At 43.3% G+C, this 20,955-nt stretch carries 8 protein-coding genes; 5 read left to right on the top strand and 3 right to left on the bottom strand.

Annotation, left to right across the window (positions count from 1 at the left end; genetic code table 11):
• Nucleotides 1-67: 67 nt before the first annotated feature.
• A complete protein-coding gene (locus QUB33_RS25300) occupies nt 68-1,459 on the top strand; it encodes an FAD-dependent oxidoreductase (RefSeq protein ID WP_333355961.1) in 1,392 nt (463 codons plus the stop codon).
• 222 nt (nt 1,460-1,681) lie between these two features.
• Nucleotides 1,682-2,896: an FAD-dependent oxidoreductase gene (locus tag QUB33_RS25295; protein WP_333355958.1), complete on the top strand. Its 1,215-nt coding sequence runs from the start codon at nt 1,682-1,684 to the stop codon at nt 2,894-2,896.
• A 151-nt stretch (nt 2,897-3,047) separates the two neighbouring features.
• On the opposite strand, the gene QUB33_RS25290 is transcribed toward QUB33_RS25295, so the two are convergent.
• Both QUB33_RS25290 and surE (QUB33_RS25285) read right to left on the bottom strand, forming a co-directional pair.
• A complete protein-coding gene (locus QUB33_RS25290; RefSeq protein WP_190656134.1) occupies nt 3,048-3,920 on the bottom strand; it encodes a pentapeptide repeat-containing protein in 873 nt (290 codons plus the stop codon).
• 1,227 nt (nt 3,921-5,147) lie between these two features.
• Complete coding sequence (surE, locus tag QUB33_RS25285) at nt 5,148-5,825, bottom strand: 5'/3'-nucleotidase SurE (protein WP_333355967.1); 678 nt, start codon at nt 5,823-5,825, stop codon at nt 5,148-5,150.
• A gap of 659 nt (nt 5,826-6,484) precedes the next feature.
• On the opposite strand from surE (QUB33_RS25285), the gene QUB33_RS25280 reads away from it, so the two are divergent.
• Both QUB33_RS25280 and QUB33_RS25275 read left to right on the top strand, forming a co-directional pair.
• Nucleotides 6,485-8,737, top strand: a complete 2,253-nt coding sequence (locus QUB33_RS25280; protein ID WP_333355953.1) for a carotenoid oxygenase family protein — start codon at nt 6,485-6,487, stop codon at nt 8,735-8,737.
• 120 nt (nt 8,738-8,857) lie between these two features.
• Complete coding sequence (locus tag QUB33_RS25275; protein ID WP_333355950.1) at nt 8,858-14,173, top strand: AAA family ATPase; 5,316 nt, start codon at nt 8,858-8,860, stop codon at nt 14,171-14,173.
• Between the two features lie 73 nt (nt 14,174-14,246).
• Here the strand turns inward: QUB33_RS25275 and surE (QUB33_RS25270) are convergent, their stop codons facing one another.
• Entirely contained in the window at nt 14,247-14,855 is a 609-nt protein-coding gene (gene surE / locus QUB33_RS25270; protein ID WP_333355964.1) for a 5'/3'-nucleotidase SurE, read from the bottom strand.
• 709 nt (nt 14,856-15,564) lie between these two features.
• Here surE (QUB33_RS25270) and QUB33_RS25265 point away from each other — a divergent pair.
• On the top strand, nt 15,565-20,865 hold the full coding sequence (locus tag QUB33_RS25265; RefSeq protein ID WP_333355946.1) for an AAA family ATPase: 5,301 nt from the start codon (nt 15,565-15,567) through the stop codon (nt 20,863-20,865).
• Nucleotides 20,866-20,955 lie beyond the last annotated feature (90 nt).

Raw genomic sequence — 20,955 nt, 5'->3', positions numbered from 1 at the left:
ATCCTCGAATGCAGGAACCTCGCTCTGTCTTGAAATCTAAACGGAGGGCGTGATTGAGACTTTTTCAGTGCCATTGACCTTTAATGCCCAATTCCACTACGTTTGGGACTGCGGCGAAGGACATACAGTCAATCGAGTTCTCAAAAAACTCGGTCTCGATCGAGATGTCACTTTTGAACGGTACGATCCGAATGGCTACGACCACATGAGAATGCCTGGGTATGCGCTGGATATTCCCTCGGAACCAGAGGAACTGATCCGGCGATTGTCGGCGCTGTTTCCCGAAGCGGGCGAGAGAATTCGCCAATTCGTCAACGAAGTCGAGAAAACCGGCAACGGACTCAGAAAACTCGCTCCTCCCGTCAAACCAATTGAATTGCTCAAAAATTTCGGTGACGTATTCTGTGCTGTCCAACACCTCAACAGTACACTTCAGGACGTTTTCGACAAGTTCCAACTCCCGCAAGCCGCCCAAACCCTATTAGCCCTGCAATGGCCGGACTTTTTGCTGCCTCCAAATCAGCTTTCTTTCTATGCTTGGATTGCCTTGTTTAGAGGCTATCAAGAAGGCGCATTTTACCCGACGCAGCATTTTGAAGATGTCATCAATTCTTTAGTTAAAGTCATTGAATCCAACGGGGGGAAAGTTCTATTAAACCATGAAGTCACGAATTTTAGGGTAACAAACAGAACAGTAACTGGTGTTGAAGCGATGGATTTGACCACCCATCAAACCCATGAATTCACGGGCGACACGGTGATTTGCAACCTTGACCCGAAAAGAGCGGCCAAGATGATTGGAGAGGAACTGTTCTCTAAAACAGTGCGGCGGAAACTCAACTATGAGTATTCTGCATCTAACTACATGGTGTACTGCGTTGTCAAAGATATCGATCTCCGAGACTATGGATTTGGCAAGTGGAATACGTTTCATTCGGAACACCTGGATCTAAATGAAGCGTTTGCTCAAATGTATGAGCAAAATGATTTTTCTCGTCCGAGCTTTGCAATTACAACGCCAACTTTACTGACGGAAGCGCGGCGGGATTGTCCAGAAGATTGTCAAATTGTCGAATTTCTGACTGTTGCTAATTACAGCTATTTTAAACAGCTTTGGGAGACGGATCGCAAAGCTTACAGACAGAAGAAACAAGAGATTCTGGACTCGATTTTAGATGTAGTTGAAAAACACTATGTTCCGAATTTCCGCAAACACATGGTCTTTCATGTTACCGGAAGTCCGACGACTAACGAGCGCTTCTGTTGGTGTCCTAACGGTAATTCCTACGGTTCCAGCCTGACGCCGCGCAACATGGGGGTCGATCGACTAAATCATGAAACATCCCTCAACAATTTCTATTTCTGCAACGCTTCCTCGGGCTATCCAGGCTTTGCGCCGACATTTTGGACGGGGGCGCTGCTTTATCAACGTTTATCCGGCGATGCGATTTTAGGCTAAGGAAAATTGGCCATTGGTTATTTTCTTGTTTCTCTCGTTTCTTGGCAGAGCCAAGGCATGAATTTCTGGAGGCTCTGCCTCCTTTTAAAAATGACGAAGGAGAGCAAGAGTGAAATGCGTTCCCATGTATAACCTGGGAACGATAATTTCTTGCTTCTTCCTTCTTTTAACCCTGAGCGAAGCCGAAGGGTGTTCTTTCTTGTATCAATTTAGGAGTTAACTATGAGAATTGCAATTGTTGGGGGCGGAGCGAGCGGTATGGCAGCAGCCTACTGGCTCGATAAACAGGGGCATCACGTCACTGTGTTGGAAAAGCAGCCGATTTTAGGCGGACACATTCGGACGCTTAACAAAAATGTTGCGCCCAATCAATCGGAGTGCAATGAAATATTAGAAAATGGGGTGCTGGAATTTCCCACTGTGTTTTACAATTTCGTGGCTTTTATGCAGGAGCTAGGCGTTGAATTAGAACCCGTGCAGATTGGTTCCGCGCTGTTTCTTAAAGATGGCGATCACTTTTTGTCTAAGGTCTCTATCCGGAAAAATTTTACCGGAATCCAACGCCTGATCGAGTATTTGCGGCTCGATAGTATCTACGCTCGTTCGGCTGCATTTATTTTAAAAATGCGGTTTGCTAAACAGCACGATTTCTACGATATGCCACTTTCTCAGAGTTTGAAAAGCTCGTGCATCCGCAATTATTGGCTGAAGTTGCTGACGATGTACAGCTACTCGATACCGTTTGAATCCCTCGACAATTTTCCGGCCGAATTGGCGCTGCCTGTTCTGCGCGACTATGCCTTGGTCAACTGGGTGAGGATTAAAGGCGGGGTGTATTCTTACATTGAAAAGATTCTGGAGCGGTTTAAGGGCGATATACGGCTGAATGTGGAGATTGCCCAGACTTTCAGAAGTGCTGATGCTGTAAAAATTGTGCTTTCTAATGGGGAGAGTCAGGAATTTGATAAGGTGGTTTTTGCGATGCCACCAGACCAAGTGATGAGGCTATTGTCTGACCCGACGGATGCGGAAATGAAGCGGTTTTCGGCGTGGAAAGCCAATTATGCAACGACTGTGCTGCATTCGGATACATCAATGTACGATCGCTACGGTATCCGCAAGTTATCAGAATTTGATTTTTTCGAGACGGACAAGGGATGGGGATATAATGCGAGCTTGAATCAGCTTTGCGGCATCTCATCCCCACGAGAGTACAGTTTAGCTTTTCAACTGCAGGAGTCGATCGCCAAAAAAGACATTATTCACATTCAGAAACATCACACGCCGCTATATAATGTCGAGTCTTTTCGCTATCGAAATGAAGTTATCGAGACTAATGGCGAAAACAACACTTATCATGCAGGAGCTTATTTGGGTGATGGTTTGCACGAAGGAGCCATTACCTCTGCTTTGCGAGTCGCGAAATTAATTGGGTGATTTCAATGGTCATGCTACAAACTCTCGCAAATATCAGTAAATTTCTTGCCGGTGCAACACTCTCACAAAAGTAATGATGTCTGCATCAAACAGTTAAACCAATGCGAGAGTCGTCCACTCGGATGCGAAATTAATTTTTGGCGTTTGTTGCCTAAGCTGCGACACCACGTGCTGCAGTTAAGTAGACATCATTGCTCAAAGATGGGGGCATTGTTGAGCCGGCTAACTGAGTACCCTCAAAGTTGGTTCCCGTGAATGTTGCCCCGCTCAAGTCGGCTTCGCTCAAGTCTGCATAGCACAGCCTAGCCCAATCGAGGTTTGCCTGCACCAAAGAAACCCCCACCAGATTTGCCCTGGTTAAATCTGCTCCCATCAACTTGACGCCCCGCAACTGAGCCCCGCTGAGATTGGCAGCTAACAAGTTCGAGCCTTCCAAGTTTACCCCGTTGAGTTTGGCTCCGCTCAGGTTGACGCCATTGAGATCCGTCCTGCTCAGGTCGATGCCATTGATGTAAGCTTTGCTGAGATAGATGCCTGTTAGTTGAGCGCCAAAAAGCTTTGCACCGCTGAGTTTTGCCCCTCCGCAGTTTGCCCAGTTGAGGTTTGCTCCCGTGAGGTTTGCGCCCCGCAGGTTGATGAATTGCAAGTCGGCTGTACACAAATTGGCGTTCCAGAGGATGGCGATCGCCAGGTTGCTACCTATGAGTTGGGCGCCACTCAACTTTGCCCTGGGCAGTTTTGCTTTGACGAGGAAAGCTCCGCTGAGATTGGCTTTCGTGAGATCTGCGTCCGCTAGTCTGGCTTGACCCATTTTGGCAAAACTCAGATTTGCCCTGTAAAGGTTTGCGTCGTTGAGTTCTGCTTTAGTGAGATGCGCCCGACTCAGGTTAGCTCCCGACAGGTTAGCCCTGGAAAAATTTACGCCAACCAACATAGCTCCGCTGAGGTTTGCTCCGCTGAGGTTTGCGCCAGCAAAGTCTCTGTTTCCATTTTCGTACTCTTTGAGCAGCTCGGTTACTTCCATACGGGTCAGATTCCTAATAGCAGAAATTTATCTAGAAATAAACACTCTTTATAAGTATTTTATCTCAAATGGAGTGGAGGCGCTCGCACTTTCAAGAAAGCAGACAATTAACTTTATATTTATACATATATAGCACTCCTTGCAGGAGTCGTAAATTTTTACCCCTCCCCAACCCTCCCCGAACCCGCTGGCTCGGGAGTAAGAAATTCACAAATGATGCGAGGATTGCTATACTTTGTGCTTTTTCCAGAGTCCCGACCTTTTTGAGGTCATAGTCTGAAACCCTTGATTTATCGTGGAGATCTAGTGTGCTTCGGCAAGCGTTGCGATCGTACTGAGATCCGTGAAACCGTGATTCTCAGTAGGTAAGCCATCAAACACTGTCCGAATTGTTAATCAATAGTTAAAATCAATATTCTTGTTGTCCACTCTGACTAACAGCTTTTTTAAACCGAGACTGCAAATTTGTTAGTTGTGTTTGCGTCAGGTGTCCCGAAGGCTGGCACGGTCATAGCTCCATATTTTATCTACTGTCATTTTTCATAAAAATTAGAGGTGGAACAACAGCTTAATCAGCGAGAATTTTTCTCGGTTGTCTCGCAGCAGTTATACGATCGTGCTTTTCAATATTTCCTTAAGTCATCGGGGTGAAAAGTAATTTCAGACCTTGTACTTCTGAGGATTTTATCGATATGCCTAACGGTAGAGGGTATTCGTTCAAAACCTAGGAGATAATATACTGCAGATGATACAAAACTAACAGCAAGTAGTATCTGTATAGGCTCACCCCCTCTACTGACAGTTAGACAAATGTGTCAATCTATGTTATGCTGAGTCACAATTGAGGAAGGATTATGTCAAAAGAAAGAAAAAGCAACAAAGAAGTCAAAAAGCCAAAGAAACAACCTGATGGTGTTGCTAAGCCGAAGGATGACAAAAAAAATTATGGTAGCAGCGAGGGTCGCAAGTAGAGATAGCTCCCACTCTCTGAACTGTGATTAATTTTGTTTAAGTTTTAGTAGTATCAATTCTGAATAAATTACAGTATCCTATTTTGGGATAATTTGAAAACAGGTTTATTATACCTAGGGTATATGCAGTGATCAACCCAAAGTATAATGAAATCTGTTTTTAGCTATGAATATGAAACATTCTGTCGCCGATCGAATTTAAGAGCGGCTCTTTAGACTTGGTTGAAAAAAAATAAAGTTCGATCGCCCAAATCTATCACAGCGATATCTCAGTCACCGCAATATTACCCTCAAAACACACGTCAACATCAGTCCCCGGCGCCCGATCGCGCGAGCCATACTCTCCTGCATAATAAAAGTATTCTCCCTCCATCCGGTAAACCACCGGCAGCGGCTGCGTAGAAGGCTGGCAAAACACAATTTCCGGTTCCGCACTTCCCGGCGCTAAATGCGGCAAATTCACATTCCAGAAACACCCAGACTTTAGTTCCCGGTTCAGCAAATCCCCCAACACCCGCGATGTCCAACGAGTAGCGACATCCCAGTCTATTTCGAGTGGCCTTTTAATCCGGTGGGAAATTGCGATTCCCGGAATACCGTGCATGGCTGCTTCCCGCACAGCCGCAACCGTACCCGAAATATACACGTCAACCCCTAAATTGCCACCCGCGTTAATACCAGAAAGCACCAAATCCGGCTTCGCACAAACGTGATGAAGAGCAATACGCACGCAATCGGCCGGTGTTCCCCCTACAGCATATTCAAAGGACGATCGCCGATCGACATGAATCGGACTGTGAGCCGTCACTTGATGCCCGCAGCCAGACAATTGGCCTTGGGGAGCCACCATAATTGTTTTGCCTTCTACAGCCTGCAAAAGTGCCTGAATCCCCGGAGCGTCTATGCCGTCGTCGTTGGTTAAAATTATCGTCATTAAAAATGTGTCGGTTTTATAGAACCGATTTGAGAGCGCAGATGCTGGCAACCTTCTGGTAGCTTTAGCCCAAATTGGTTGTTGGTTAGTGGCGATCGTCAGTATGAGCATTGCCACACATTTATATCATGGCATTAAATGAACAGTTGCCCCAGAAATGTGGGGCGCCACATTTTAGCCCAGTCGTACCTTGATATGACAGCTAAAGCGACTTGTTACGCTTGCCCCAGCGCAGCATTCATGACATCAGTGTCGATGCAAACATCTAATCACATAATTTTTTCCTCGGCTCTCCCCGATGCTAGGTGTTAAAAGTAGCAGATGATACTAACTATCTGAGACTGAACGTTGAAACCCTCGATCCTGCTAAATTATTAGCTTGCGTTATCACCATAAGTACGAGAGAGCCACAGGGGAGAAGAAAATATATGATATAATTATAATTCACTATTTAAGTCGAGTTGATTTTCGCTGAATCGCTTACGGTGACTAATAACGCAAGTTTCTAGTTATAAACTGCGGTGTTGCTAATTGCCAGCTTGCTAATCAAGTTTTTTACTCGAATTAGCCATTAGCCGCCTGTTTGAGATAACTAGCAACTTAAGTTAAGAGCAATTAGTGCAGGTGTCATTCATCTCAAATTTAACCCTATAAAAACTATGAACCAATCTGTAAAAAACGACGATAAGGTTGAAAAAAATAGTAGTTTCCCGCGATCAGTATTGTCAGTTAGTCGAGTAGAGTTTGGGCTAAGAGAAGATAACCCAGAGGCTAAGTATTGCCCGCTAAAACTGCTAGTTAAGGACGGAAAACAACTTCCGTCAGGATTGCAAGGCCACGTATTTATTATTTCAGCCACAGGCTCTGTTGACTCCAAATCTCGCGATGATAACAAAGATATTGTATTTCCTTCCAGTGATGGTTTCACGCCATTCTACAACGGCGACGGGATGGTTTATCGCTTTGATTTTGACAATCTTCAGGAAGGAGTATTTCTCACAACTAGAATTGCTAAAACCCCCTGTTACTATGCCGACGCAGCCACAAATAAATGCCAGCCTAACCTGAGATTTAAAAATCGCGGCATCATGCGAATGTCTGACCAGTTAGGGATTCGCAATCAGCTAAACACCGGATTTCTGCCCATGAAATTTCTTCAGGAAGACAACGAAAGACTGCTGATAACTTGGGATATAGGGCGTCCCTACGAAATTGATACAAAAACGCTGGAAGCAGTCACGCCCGTGGGTTGGGATCGAGATTGGAGAGCCTTTAATCCGCTATTAGCCAACCTTCCCTTACAACCGCCTTTTCCGTTTAAATTAGTTCAGACTTCAGCCCATCCTTGTTTTGACGAGAACACAGGGGAAATGTTTACTGTCAACAGCGGGCGATCGCTCTCCACTTTTATTGCTCAATTGCGTCCAGTCCTCTATTGGGCATTCGGTTTGATTGACAGCATCAGAAATCCCTCCCAGCGAGGATTTCAGAAAGCTCCCGACCCAAAAAACTTTTTCCAAAAATTAGCAGCAGCCTTTAAACAAACAATTCATTTATTATGGAGTCTGCTGCAAAGTTTTAATATATTTGCCAACTTTGTCTATGTGATTTCCTGGGATGGCAAAGAAAAGATTAATAAATGGCAGGTAACGCACCCCAATGGTTGCCCGATCGCAATTAAACAGAGTATGCACCAGATAGGATTGACTGAAGACTACGTGGTGCTGATGGACACTGCCTTTAAATTCTTACTAGAAGAAATACTTCCGGCGCCAAACGAGCCCAAATATGAAGAAATAGAAAAACGGCTGAGAAACTTAATCGATAGCCCGCAATTACCCGACAGTACCATCTACATTGTCCGCCGCACTGACCTGAAATCAGATGTCAAGAAAGTGGTAGCGCGACAAGTTGTCATTCCCCGCGAAACCACGCACTTTCTCACAGACTATAAAAATCCGAACGATCAAATCACGTTGCACTTAGCGCACGTATGCGCTTGGGATGTAGCTGAATGGATTCGCGAGATCGATTTCAGCAACTCAGACAACAATGGAGGCTTACCCCATATGTTTGGGATGACAGTAGGGCCATTAGATATTAGTCGCATGGGATGCTACGTACTCGATGCTAAGGATGCCAAACAAATCAAAGTTGCCAGAAGCGATTTGACAGGAGTTTATGCAGACAACCAGCCTAACAAATATTGCCAGGATACTCAGACCAACGGTAAAGAATATTGCAAATACACTTGGGGACCAGCACTTTATGCTTACCGTGAAAATCCGCCTTCTGGACACTTTGAAAATATCTACTGGAGCTTTTTTGGATGCTGGGAAGATATTTTCACTGAAGAAGGACTCAAAATGTATCAAAACTATAAATATCGGGAAATACCAGCCGATGAAGTGCGCCAGTTGACAAAAAAAGGCATCAAATCTAACTTGTTACGACTGCACATAGCAGATCTGGATACCCTTGAAGCAAATGAAAATCGGTTGCAGATTCAAGACGCATACGAATTTGACACAGGTTATTTCGGCAACTCGCCGCAATTTGTCCCCCGCGCGGGCGGAACAGGCGGCTCAACAGACGGCTATATTGTATGTGTAGTTTATAATGGTACAGATGAGCAACCTGACAACGGCAATGAAATCTGGATTTTCGACGCTGCGGATTTGAAGAGCGGCCCCCTATGCAAACTCTGGCATCCACAACTTAATTTTGGGATTTCCGTACACACGACTTGGTTGTCCAAGATTGGCAAACGGACGGCTAGTTATAATATTCCGGTGAAACAAGATTACGAATATTTAGTCAAACAGCAACCTCAAGAAATTCAGGAGTTCTTTAACGAGTGGGTATATCCGAAGCGAGAACCAAAAGACAGCGGTGACTGTAGCGTTAGTTAGCTCCGCAAGTCAGATTGCTAACTCAAAAGTGATCGCTGTTTCAACTGACTAGCAGTTGGCGATCGCTATATTGTATTTTATATATGATGGCACTGATATCACTTCTAGATTAAGACACCTATGTTAGCAATTCGCGGATATAAAATTACTTCACAAATTTACCAAGGGTTTAATACTGTTATTTATCGAGGGATCAAAGAGTCAGACGGACAGCCAGCGATATTTAAAATCCTCAAAAACGAGTATCCTCATCTAGAAGAAATTACCCGTTTAAGACAGGAATATGAAGTTTCCAAAAACCTTAATATAGAGGGTATAGTTAAACCTTTAGAATTACAAGAATTGGGGAACCGCAAATTTATCCTAATTGTGGAAGATTTTGGCGGAATTGCTCTCTCAGATAGCGAAAAATTTAAGCAGCCACAAATACGAGATTTTCTAGCGATCGCGATTCAGCTAGCATCTACCCTCGCTCAGTTGCACGATCGTTGCATTATTCACAAAGATATCAAACCCCAAAACATCATCGTCAATTTTACCACAAATCAAGTAAAAATTACCGATTTTGGTATTGCCACCCGCCTGTCTAAAGAGAATCAATCCCTCAGCCACCCCAACTTATTAGAAGGAACTCTTGCCTATCTATCCCCAGAACAAACAGGTCGGATGAATCGAGCAATCGACTACCGAACGGATTTCTACTCTTTAGGCGTCACGTTTTATGAAATGCTAACAGGGAAACTGCCCTTTCCGACCACTGACGCCCTCGAATTAATTTACTCCCACATTGCCATTCAACCCGTACCACCAGCAAAAATTAACAGCCAGATTCCTCAAGCCATTTCTGAAATTGTGATGAAATTGATGGCTAAAACTGCTGAAGAACGCTATCAAAGTGCTGAAGGTTTGAAATTCGATCTAGAACAGTGTTTAACTCAATTAGAAACTACAGGGAAAATTGACCACTTTCAAATTGGTCAAGAAGATTTATCAAGTCAATTGCAAATTCCGCAGAAACTCTACGGTCGATTTGAACAAGTTCAGACACTCCTAGCCGCCTTCGACCGCATCAGTAATGGGACAGCGGAAATGATGCTAGTAGCTGGCTATTCAGGCATTGGGAAAACTGCTGTAGTTAATGAAGTTCACAAACCGATTGTCCGGCAGCATGGCTATTTCATTTCGGGTAAATTTGACCAATTTAAGCGCAACATTCCCTACGCTTCTCTGATAGAAGCTTTCTCGGATCTGATGCGCCAACTATTAACTGATAGTCCGCAACAGATAGAGAATTGGAAACAAAAACTCTTAAACGCATTAGGCCAGCAAGGCCGAATTATTACAGAAGTTATTCCCGAAGTTGAACTGATCGTTGGCGAACAGCCGCCCGTGCCAGAAGTGGGAGCAACTGAAGCTCAAAATCGATTTAATCGGGTGTTTGCCAGCTTTATTCAAGTTTTTACTCAACCAGAACACCCGCTGGTTATTTTTCTAGATGATTTGCAGTGGGCTGATTTATCGTCGCTCAAGTTAATTCAACTGCTAGTGACTAACCCCGACAGCCAATATCTACTGATGATTGGTGCTTATCGAGATAATGAAGTTAGTCCGACGCATCCTTTGATGCAAACTTTGAAAACTAATCAAGAAAATTCAGCTAATTTAACAACAATTACCCTCGCACCTTTGAGTAGTACAGATGTCAATCAAATAGTTGCCGACACTCTCAAGGAAAGCCAAAAATCCCAAAGTCTATCCGCTCTGCTATTTAATAAAACTCAAGGCAATCCTTTCTTTTTAAGTCAACTGCTAAAATATATTTATGAAGAAAAGCTGTTAGCTTACAATTTTAATAGTCGCCAATGGGAGTGGGAAATAGATGAAATTCAAGCGATAGGAATTGCGGATTATAACGTTGTCGAGTTAATGGTAAAGCAGATTCAAAGGCTGCCGGAAGCAAGTCAAAAGATTTTGCAGTTAGCAGCTTGTATCGGCAGCAGATTTTATTTAGATGTTTTGGCGATCGTCAATGAAGAATCTCCTGTAGAAACGGCAAATCAACTGTGGTCTGCCCTAGAGGCAGGTTTGATTCTCCCCTTGAACGACGCCTACAAAATTCCGCTCTTTTTTGACCGCGAACTGGCAGAGAATTTGCACCTTGACGATATCGCCAGCCGTCAAACTGCATCTATGCAAATTCCTTACAAGTTTTTGCACGATCGCGTACAGCAAGCAGCTTATTCTCTCATTGCCGAAGACAAAAAAAAATTAACTCACCTCAAAATTGGTCAACTGCTGCTGAAAAATACGACCCCATCTCAGCAAGAAGAAAACATTTTTGCGATCGTCAATCAACTGAATATCGGCAGCGAGTTCATCACCGAGCAGTCAGAAAAAAACCAACTCGCTGCCCTGAATCTCGCCGCAGGTCGGAAAGCTAAAGCAGCAACAGCCTCCGAAGCGGCTGCCAATTATTTTAATGCGGGCATGGAACTCCTGGCAGCTTCTAGCTGGCAAAGCAATTACGAACTCACGCTCAACCTCTATATAGAAGCTGTAGAAGCAGAATACTTGTGTACCAACTTCGAGAGAGCTGCTGCACTGGCAGAAATAGCGCTGCAACAGGCAACAACCCTGCTCGAAAAGGTGAAAGTTTACGAGCTAAAAGTTGAATTTTATATCGCTCAAAACCAGCTATCCAAAGCCCTTGAAACCGGACTGCAAGCGGTAGAGCTGCTCGGAGTTTCCCTAGCTCCTCCGCCCAGCGAGGGCAGCAGTTCCGTGCAGATGCCGAGATTAGAAGAGTTAGAAAACCTTCCCGAAATGACCGATCCCTATTTGCTAGCAGCTCTGCGAATCTTGATAACGGCAACGGCTGCTGCTTCGATCTCAGCGCCTTCAACCTTTGTTCAGATCGTTTTAACGAAGGTCAATCTTTGTGTGGAACGGGGTTATTCAGCTCTGGCAGCGATCGCTTACGCAAATTACGGCATAATTTTGTGCGGGCCGATGGCAGACTTGGACGCGGGATATTACTGCGGGCAGTTGGCGATTAAACTCCTAGATATTTTTCCTGACAACAAACTAAAATGTCGAGTTTATGCGCCATTTTACGGTTTGATATCCCATTGGAAAGAGCAGGCTAAGGAAAGTATTGCACCGTTAGAAGAGGCGATTCAAGCCGGTTTGGAAACGGGAGATTACCAATATGCAGGCTATTGCGTACTCCACTATTGTACCAACCTATTCTTGAGCGGCGAACGCTTAGAAATTGTCGATGTAAACATTAGGGAATATATCAAACTTTTAAATAAAATCAAACAGGAATTTCCGCTCAATTTCATTAAGGTATGGCATCAACTGACTTTAAATTTGCAAGGATTATCATCAGATAAAATGCTGCTGCAAGGCAAAAGTTTTGATGAAGCAGCGATGCTGGTATATTTGCAGGAAACCAAAAATGCAACAACGCTGTTATTAGTTTACCAGGCCAAAGCCTTTCTCTGTTATTTATTTAAAGATTATTCCCAGGCTCTTGCCTGCATTTTGGCAGCTCACGAACACCTCAGAGGCGATAGCGGCATGATGACGTTTCCCGCTCACTACTTCTATTATTCGCTGATCCTGCTCGCTAATTACAACAGCGCTGCGCCGAGGGAGCAACAGCAATATCTGGAATTGGTAGAATCTCATCAGGAAAAAATGAAATGCTGGGCGCAAGACGCGCCGATGAACTATCAGCACAAGTACGACCTGATCGAGGCAGAAAAAGCGCGGATTTTGGGGCAAAATGAGCAAGCAATTAACTTGTACGAAAGAGCGATATCGGGAGCGATAGAGTACGAACGCCTGGAAGATGAAGCTATTGCTAAAGAACTGGCTGGAGAATTTCATTTTGCTTGCGATCGCGAACATATGAGTCGGTTCTATCTGAACGAATCCTACTACGCTTATATTCGCTGGGGAGCTACGGCAAAAGCCCAAGATTTAGAGTCAAGGTATCCAAAAATATTTGGGAGAATAACAGCTCAAAAAAATCTCGGTCTTGATTTTAATACCACGACATTAACAATAGGAGGTAGCTTGGAAGGATTAGAGCTACTTTCTGTGCTTAAATTTTCCAAAATCATCTCTGGGGAAATTGTTTTAAGCGAACTGATTTTACAATTTATGAAAATTGCGCTCAATAATGCTGGCGCTCAAAAAGGATTTCTGATTTTGAATCAGTCAGAAGGTTTTGCGATCGCAGCCGCTGGGGAAGTTGAGGACAGCGATATTAATGTGTTGTTATCTCCCCCGATTGAACTAGAGCAAGTTGTTCCCTTAAGCGTTATTTATTATGTGGAAAAGACTCTCAAAACTGTCGTTTTAAATAATGCTAAGGCTGAAGGAGCTTTTAGAACAGACCCTTATATCAGGACGCATCAACCCAAGTCAGTCTTATGTATTCCCATCATCAATCAAGGCAAAATGATGGGTTTACTTTACTTTGAAAATAATTTGGCAACTAGCGCTTTCACTCCGACGCGGCTGGAAGTTTTAAAACTGATCTCTTCTCAAGCAGCAATCTCGCTAGAAAATGCCTTTCTTTACCACACGCAGGAACAAAAAGTAGAAGAGCGCACTGCCCAACTCGCCCAAGCAAACCAGGAAATTAGCAGCCTCAACGACAAACTTAAAGCCGAAAACATCCGCCTCAGTGCTGAGTTAGAAGTCACCAAACGACTGCAACAAATGATCTTGCCCAAACAATCAGAACTGGATAAAATTAAAGGATTAGAAATAGCTGGATATATGCAACCTGCCGATGAAGTTGGTGGCGACTACTACGACGTGCTAACCCAAAATGATCAGGTAAAAATTAGCATCGGCGATGTTACGGGACATGGTTTAGAAAGTGGCGTATTAATGATTATGGCGCAAACCGCCGTCCGCACTCTCCAACAAATGAACGAAACCGATCCGGTGAAGTTTCTTGATGTGTTAAACCGCACCCTTTATGCCAATATCGAGCGCATAGACTCGTCTAAAAACATGACCTTGGCTTTGTTAGATTATCAAGATAGTAACTTTACCCTCAGCGGTCAACATGAAGAAATAATTGTAGTCCGTACTGATGGTAACATCGAACGGATCGATACAATGGAACTCGGCTTTCCTGTGGGATTAGAGGAAGATATTGCTGATTTTGTTTCCCAAGTTCACGTGCATCTTAATCCAGGGGATGTAGTAGTGCTTTACACAGATGGAATTACCGAAGCTGTAAATATAAATAAAGTGTATTACGGCATAGAAAGATTGTGCCAAGTGGTCAAAGAAAATCGCCACAAAACGGCTGAAGAAATTCGACAAGCAGTAATCGATCATCTGCTGCAACATATTGACAAACATACAGTTTTTGACGACATTACGTTGGTAGTCCTAAAACAGAAATAACGCAAGTTGGTAATTGGTAATTGGTAATTGGTAATTGGTAAATTGTTTGAGCGTCCGACGATCGAAACCGACTTCACGCCCAACAATTTTGGAAATGGTGCGCGGACTCACGAAGGTGCGCTCGAAAGCTGAGCGCCACGTCTGTGCTAAATTGGGCGATCGGGCGAATTGGTATAATTAAAGGCAACATCAGCGCTTTCACGGGCAAAACGCTGCTTTTGATCGCAGCCCCAATGCCGCGACTGCCTCCGGTAATCAGTGCGCGTTGATTCTTGAGTGTAGCGACATCCCAGTCTATTTCGAGCGGCCTTTTAATCCGGTGGGAAATTGCGATTCCCGGAATACCGTGCATGGCTGCTTCCCGCACAGCCGCCACCGTACCCGGAATATACACGTTAACCCCCAAATTGCCACCCGCGTTAATGCCAGAAAGCACCAAATCCGGCTTGGCACAAACATGATGAAGAGCGATGCGGACGCAATCAGCCAGTGTTCCCCCTACAGCATATTCCACGGACGATCGGCGATCGACATGAATCGGACTGTGGGCAGTCACCTGATGCCCGCAGCCGGACAATTGCCCCTGCGGAGCCACCATAATTGTCTTGCCCTTTACTGCTTGCAAAAGTGCTTGAATGCCCGGAGCATCGATGCCGTCGTCGTTGGTTAAAATTATCGTCATTAAAAATGTGTCGGTTTTATAGAACCGATTTGAGAGCGCAGAGGCTGGCAACCTTCTGGTAGCTTTAGCCCAAATTGGTTGTTGGTTGGTGGCGATCGTCAGTATGAGCATTGCCACACATTTATATCATGGCATTAATTGAACAGTTGCCCCAGAAATGTGGCGCGCCACATTTTAGCCGAGTCGCACCTTGATATGACAGCTAAAGCGACTTGTTACGCTTGCCCCAGTGCAGCATTCATGACATCAGTGTCGATGCAAACATCTAATCACATCATTTTTTCCTCGGCTCTCCCCGATGCTTGGTGTTAAAAGTAGCAGATGATACTAACTATCTGAGACTGAACGTTGAAACCCTCGCTCCTGCTAAATTATTAGCTTGCGTTATCACCATAAGTAGGAGAGAGCCGATAATAAGTTAATGTCGATTCCAATTGCGCTTTGAGGCAGGGGATGGGAGAATAGATATGAAATCCTTATCAAAGATAGTATCTAAGTTAGAGTCCTCATTTCCCATTCATAAATCAAATACTTATCTACACTGTTACCCTTATTACATTTTAACTCAGGATAGCCACATGAGCGAACCCACTAAAAGCAATACCAAAGCAGGCTGTCCCCCAGTTCCACAGTCGATTATGACCGCCAGTCGGGATGAACTAGATAACATCGATTTAGAATAGTTAATGAAAAGGCTAAGGTGAAAACAATGATCGTTCTTTCAGGATACGAAATTATAGAAAATATTTACGAAGGAGTCAGAACCGTTGTTTATCGAGGGATAAGAAATCGGGATCGACAGCTTGTTATCGTTAAAATAATAAAAAATGAACATCCTAGCCTTGAACAAATCACAAATTTAAGGCAAGAATTTATAATTACTAAAAATTTAGAGTGTGAAGGAATTGTCAAAACTTACAACTTAGAAAATTATCAGAATAGTTTAGCGCTAATATTAGAAGATTTTGGGGGTCTATCCCTTTATTATTTTAGGGCAGCCAATAACCTGTCAATAACCGAGTTGCTGAGGGTAGCGATCGCTCTATCGGAAACTTTGATCTATCTCCATCAAGTACCGATCATTCACAAAGACATTAAGCCCTCAAATATCATTATCAATCCAGAGACAGGGAAAGTAAAACTGGCTGACTTTAGTATTTCATCCCGCTTGGAATTGAAAAACCAAAGCATTAGCAATCCCAACTTGCTGGAAGGGACTCTCGCTTATATGTCACCCGAACAAACGGGGAGGATGAATCGAGCAATTGACTACCGCACCGACTTCTACTCTTTGGGAGTGACTTTATATGAAATGCTGACCAAACAGTTGCCATTTACTACCACCGATCCGATGGAGTTGGTTTACTGTCATATTGCCAAACAACCAGTCCCACCTAAAGAGGTAGCAGAAATTCCTCAAGCGGTTTCAGATATTGTGATGAAACTGTTAGCAAAAAATGCGGAAGACCGATATCAAAGTGCGGCGGGATTAAAATTTGACCTGGAAACTTGTTTGCAGCAATTGCAGACAACTGGAAAGATTGAAAATTTTCCCATCGGTCAACGCGATCGCGGCAACCAATTACTCATTCCCCAGAAGCTTTATGGTAGAGAAACCGAAGTCCAAATTCTTCTAGATGCCTTTGGACGAGTCAGCCTCGGTGCCACCGAGATGATGTTAGTTTCCGGTTATTCCGGGATTGGTAAAACTTCAATCGTCAATGAAGTTCATAAACCAATTGTAGCAGCTAGGGGATATTTTATTGCGGGTAAGTTTGACCAGTTTAAGCGCAATATTCCCTATGCGGCGTTAATCCAAGCATTTCAAGAATTAGTTCGTCAGCTATTAACCGAAAGTTCCCAACAGATTGCTATTTGGAAAGAAAACTTATTAAATGCGCTAGATAATAACGGTCAAGTTATTATTGATGTTATCCCCGAAGTCGAACTAATTATCGGTAAACAGCTTGAAGTTCCTCAACTGGGTTCATCGGAATCCCAAAACAGATTTAATCGGGTATTTCAACAATTTATTCGCGTTTTTTGTCAACCCCAACACCCGCTAGTCATATTCCTAGACGATTTACAGTGGGCAGATTCAGCATCTCTAAAGTTAATCCAACTCTTAGTTACTGACCCAGATAACAAATATTTGTTAACGATTGGAGCTTATCGAGATAACGAAGTCAGTCCCGTTCATCCTTTAATTCAGACCCTAGAAAAAATTCAAGAAAATGAAACGGTGGTGAATAATATCACCATTCAGGCGCTGGCTTTGGATAGCGTCAACCAATTAATCGCCGACACTCTCGATGCCAGCGTAAATTCAGACAAAATAAAAGTTTTTTCCGAGTTACTTTTTAATAAAACCCAAGGCAATCCGTTTTTCTTAACGCAGCTACTCAAAACGCTGTACTCGGAAAATCTGCTGGTTTATCAAGTAGATACAGACCGCTGGGAGTGGGATATTCAACAAATACAGGCGATTGGCATCGCAGATTTCAATATCGTTGAACTGGTTGCTCGCAATATTCGCAAACTCCCTGAAACAACCCAGAAATCATTAAAATTAGCGGCTTGTATCGGCAACCAATTTAACTTAGAAGTTTTATCAATTGTCAATGAAGAATCAAACATAGCGACGGCTGCTCATTTGTGGGAAGCACTGCAAGCAGGTTTGATTCTGCCGCTGTCTGAAAATTACAAAATTCCTCTAGTCTTTGCCCAGGAAGAGTTGGCATCTGTACGGGATATCAAAGTTGAATACAAATTTTTGCACGATCGGGTGCAACAAGCAGCCTATTCTTTGATTCCAGAGTCAGACAAAAAAACCACTCACCTGAAAATTGGTCAACTACTGCTGAATAATACAACAGAGCAAGAGCGAAAAGATAATATTTTTGCTCTGGTTAACCAACTGAATTTTGGCACAGATTTGCTAACTAATCAGTCAGAAAAAGATGAGTTGGCTGAATTAAACCTGATTGCTGGACAGAAAGCGAAGGCAGCTACTGCATATGAAGCCGCTGTTAATTATTTGAATGTAGGTATAGAACTTCTGAGCCAAGATAGCTGGGAAAGTAGATACGATCTGACATTTAATTTTTATCGGGAAGCGGCGGAAGCCGAATATCTCAATGCCAATTTACAACGAGCGGAAATTTTGTGCGATCGCGTGTTTCAAAAAGCCAAAACAATCCTCGAACAAGTCAACTTATACGAACTAAAAATTAGAATTTACCTCGCTAAAAATCAAAATAATGATGGCTTAGATGCCGGACTACAAGTTCTAAAGATGCTAGGAGTGACCCTATATGAATCACCCCCGCAAGAACTCAATATTGAGGAGTTAGCAAACCTGCCTGAAATGAGCGAACCCTACAAGCAGGCGGCTATGCAGCTTTTAGTTCTTATATTCCCACCTGCTTGCTTTGCAGAAAGCCCGCTATCGCTACCTATTATATATACTATGGTGGAACTTTCTCGTCAGTACGGGAATTCGCCGCAATCTACTTACGCCTATTCTGTTTACGGTATATTCGTATCTTGGCTATTCTCAGATATAAATTTATCCTATCAACTGGGGCAACTGGCTTTGCAGCTATTAGATAAGTTAGATGCTAGAGAGTTTCGTTCTAAAGTTTTAGTTAATGTTTCCATCGGTATTATCCACCTCAAAAAGCATACTAGGGAAACGATAGAACCCCTTCGTCAAGCAATTAATAGCGGCTTAGAATTTGGAGATATAGAATATGCTTGTCATGCTGCTGATTACTATTGCTCGCATTTATTTTTCAAGGCAGAGCATCTAGACTACGTGCAAGAACAGCAACAACTATATATTGACTTGGCAGAGAGATTGTCCCAAGAACACCAGTTATATTTACTCAAAATCCTCGGTCAATTAGTAGAAAATTTAAGGGGGATGACAGATAATAAGCTGATCTTGATGGGCAGTATATTAAATGAGGAAAAAGCTATCTCTTATTTAAGAGAAGTAAAGAATTTCATTTGCTTGTTCAGGCTTTATTTTGCCAAAACTGTAGTTTGCTATTTGTTTAAGCAGTATGAAGAAGCTATCGAGTTTGCAAGAGAGGGGTTTAAATATTCAGGTTACGTTCAATCAAATATTAGTTTTATTGAACATACTTTTTACTATTGTCTGATTCTTTTAGCCCAGTATGCTCAGGAAGATTCAGGAGAGGAAGAAAAGAAACAAGAATACCTCAACCAAGTAGAAGAAACTCAGAAAAGCCTAAAAAAATGGGCGTTCCATTGCCCAGCCAATTACCAGCATAAGTATGACTTAGTAGAAGCAGAAAAAGCCCGCGTCTTAGGGCAATCTTTCTCAGCAATGGAATATTACGACCTGGCGATAGATGGAGCCAAGGAAAATGGATATGTCCAGCACGAAGCCCTCGCCAATGAACTAGCAGCAGAATTTTATTTAACTTTAGGTCGTCAGAAAGTAGCGCGTACCTACATGATAGAAGCTTACTATGCTTATATTCGCTGGGGAGCCAAGGCAAAAGTTAAAGATTTAGAAGAGCGCCATGCTGAATTACTCGCACCAGTCGTCGGTAGGAAAAACAGCCCTCCGAGTGGAAGAGACGCAACGATTGTTCAGACCAGAACCACTATCACTTCTACCAGTTCAGGTTCTGCAAACGAGCTGGATTTATCAACAATTATCAAAGCCTCCCAAGCGCTCTCAGGGGAAGTTCATTTAGATAAGTTACTCTCGAATTTGATGCAAGTCTTGCTGGAAAACGCCGGAGCAGAAAAGTTTTATTTCATTATACCTGACCCAGCAGGTAAGTGGAAAATTGAAGCTCAATGTACGGGTGAACGATGTCAATTAATCTCCAAGTCAGCGGCTGAAAGTCAAGAGATTCCTATCTCGTTGGTTAATTATGTAGAACGCACGCAAGAAACTCTTGCGATCGATGATGCAACGAATAAAAGCAGGTTTGCATCTGACCCGTATATTATTCAGCAGCGACCTAAATCTATCTTGTGTAGCCCCCTGATTAATCAAGGTAAGTTGGTAGGCATCTTATACCTAGAAAATAATTTAACAGCGGGGGCTTTTACGCGCGATCGCTTAGAAGTCCTCAACATCATTTCCGCCCAAGCTGCGATCTCCATCGAAAATGCCCGTCTCTATCAAACTTTAGAAGAAAAGGTGCAACAACGCACTGCCCAACTCGCCCAAGCAAACCAGGAAATTAGCGGCCTCAACGACAAACTTAAAGCCGAAAACATCCGCCTCAGTGCTGAGTTAGAAGTCACGAAACGACTGCAACAAATGATCTTGCCCAAACAATCAGAACTTGATAAAATTAAAGGATTAGAAATAGCTGGATATATGCAACCTGCCGATGAAGTTGGTGGCGACTACTACGACGTGCTAACCCAAAATGATAAAGTAAAAATTAGCATCGGCGATGTTACGGGACATGGTTTAGAAAGTGGCGTATTAATGATTATGGCGCAAACCGCCGTCCGCACTCTCCAACAAATGAACGAAACCGATCCGGTGAAGTTTCTTGATGTGTTAAACCGCACCCTTTATGCCAATATCGAGCGCATAGACTCGTCTAAAAACATGACCTTGGCTTTGTTAGATTATCAAGATAGTAACTTTACCCTCAGCGGTCAACATGAAGAAATAATTGTAGTCCGTACTGATGGTAACATCGAACGGATCGATACAATGGAACTCGGCTTTCCTGTGGGATTAGAGGAAGATATTGCTGACTTTGTTTCCCAAGTTCAAGTGCATCTTAATCCAGGGGATGTAGTAGTGCTTTACACAGATGGAATTACCGAAGCTGTAAATATAAATAAAGTGTATTACGGCATAGAAAGATTGTGCCAAGTGGTCAAAGAAAATCGCCACAAAACGGCTGAAGAAATTCGACAAGCAGTAATCGATCATCTGCTGCAACATATTGACAAACATACAGTTTTTGACGACATTACGTTGGTAGTCCTAAAACAGAAATAACGCAAGTTGGTAATTGGTAATTGGTAATTGGTAATTGGTAATTGGTAAATTGTTTGAGCGTCCGACGATCGAAACCGACTTCACGCCCAA

The organism is Microcoleus sp. B3-A4, assembly GCF_036705385.1.
Classification (GTDB): Bacteria; Cyanobacteriota; Cyanobacteriia; order Cyanobacteriales; family Microcoleaceae; genus Microcoleus.
The sequence above is the reverse complement of the archived record's forward strand: the minus strand, read 5'-3'. Positions and strand labels throughout refer to the sequence as shown.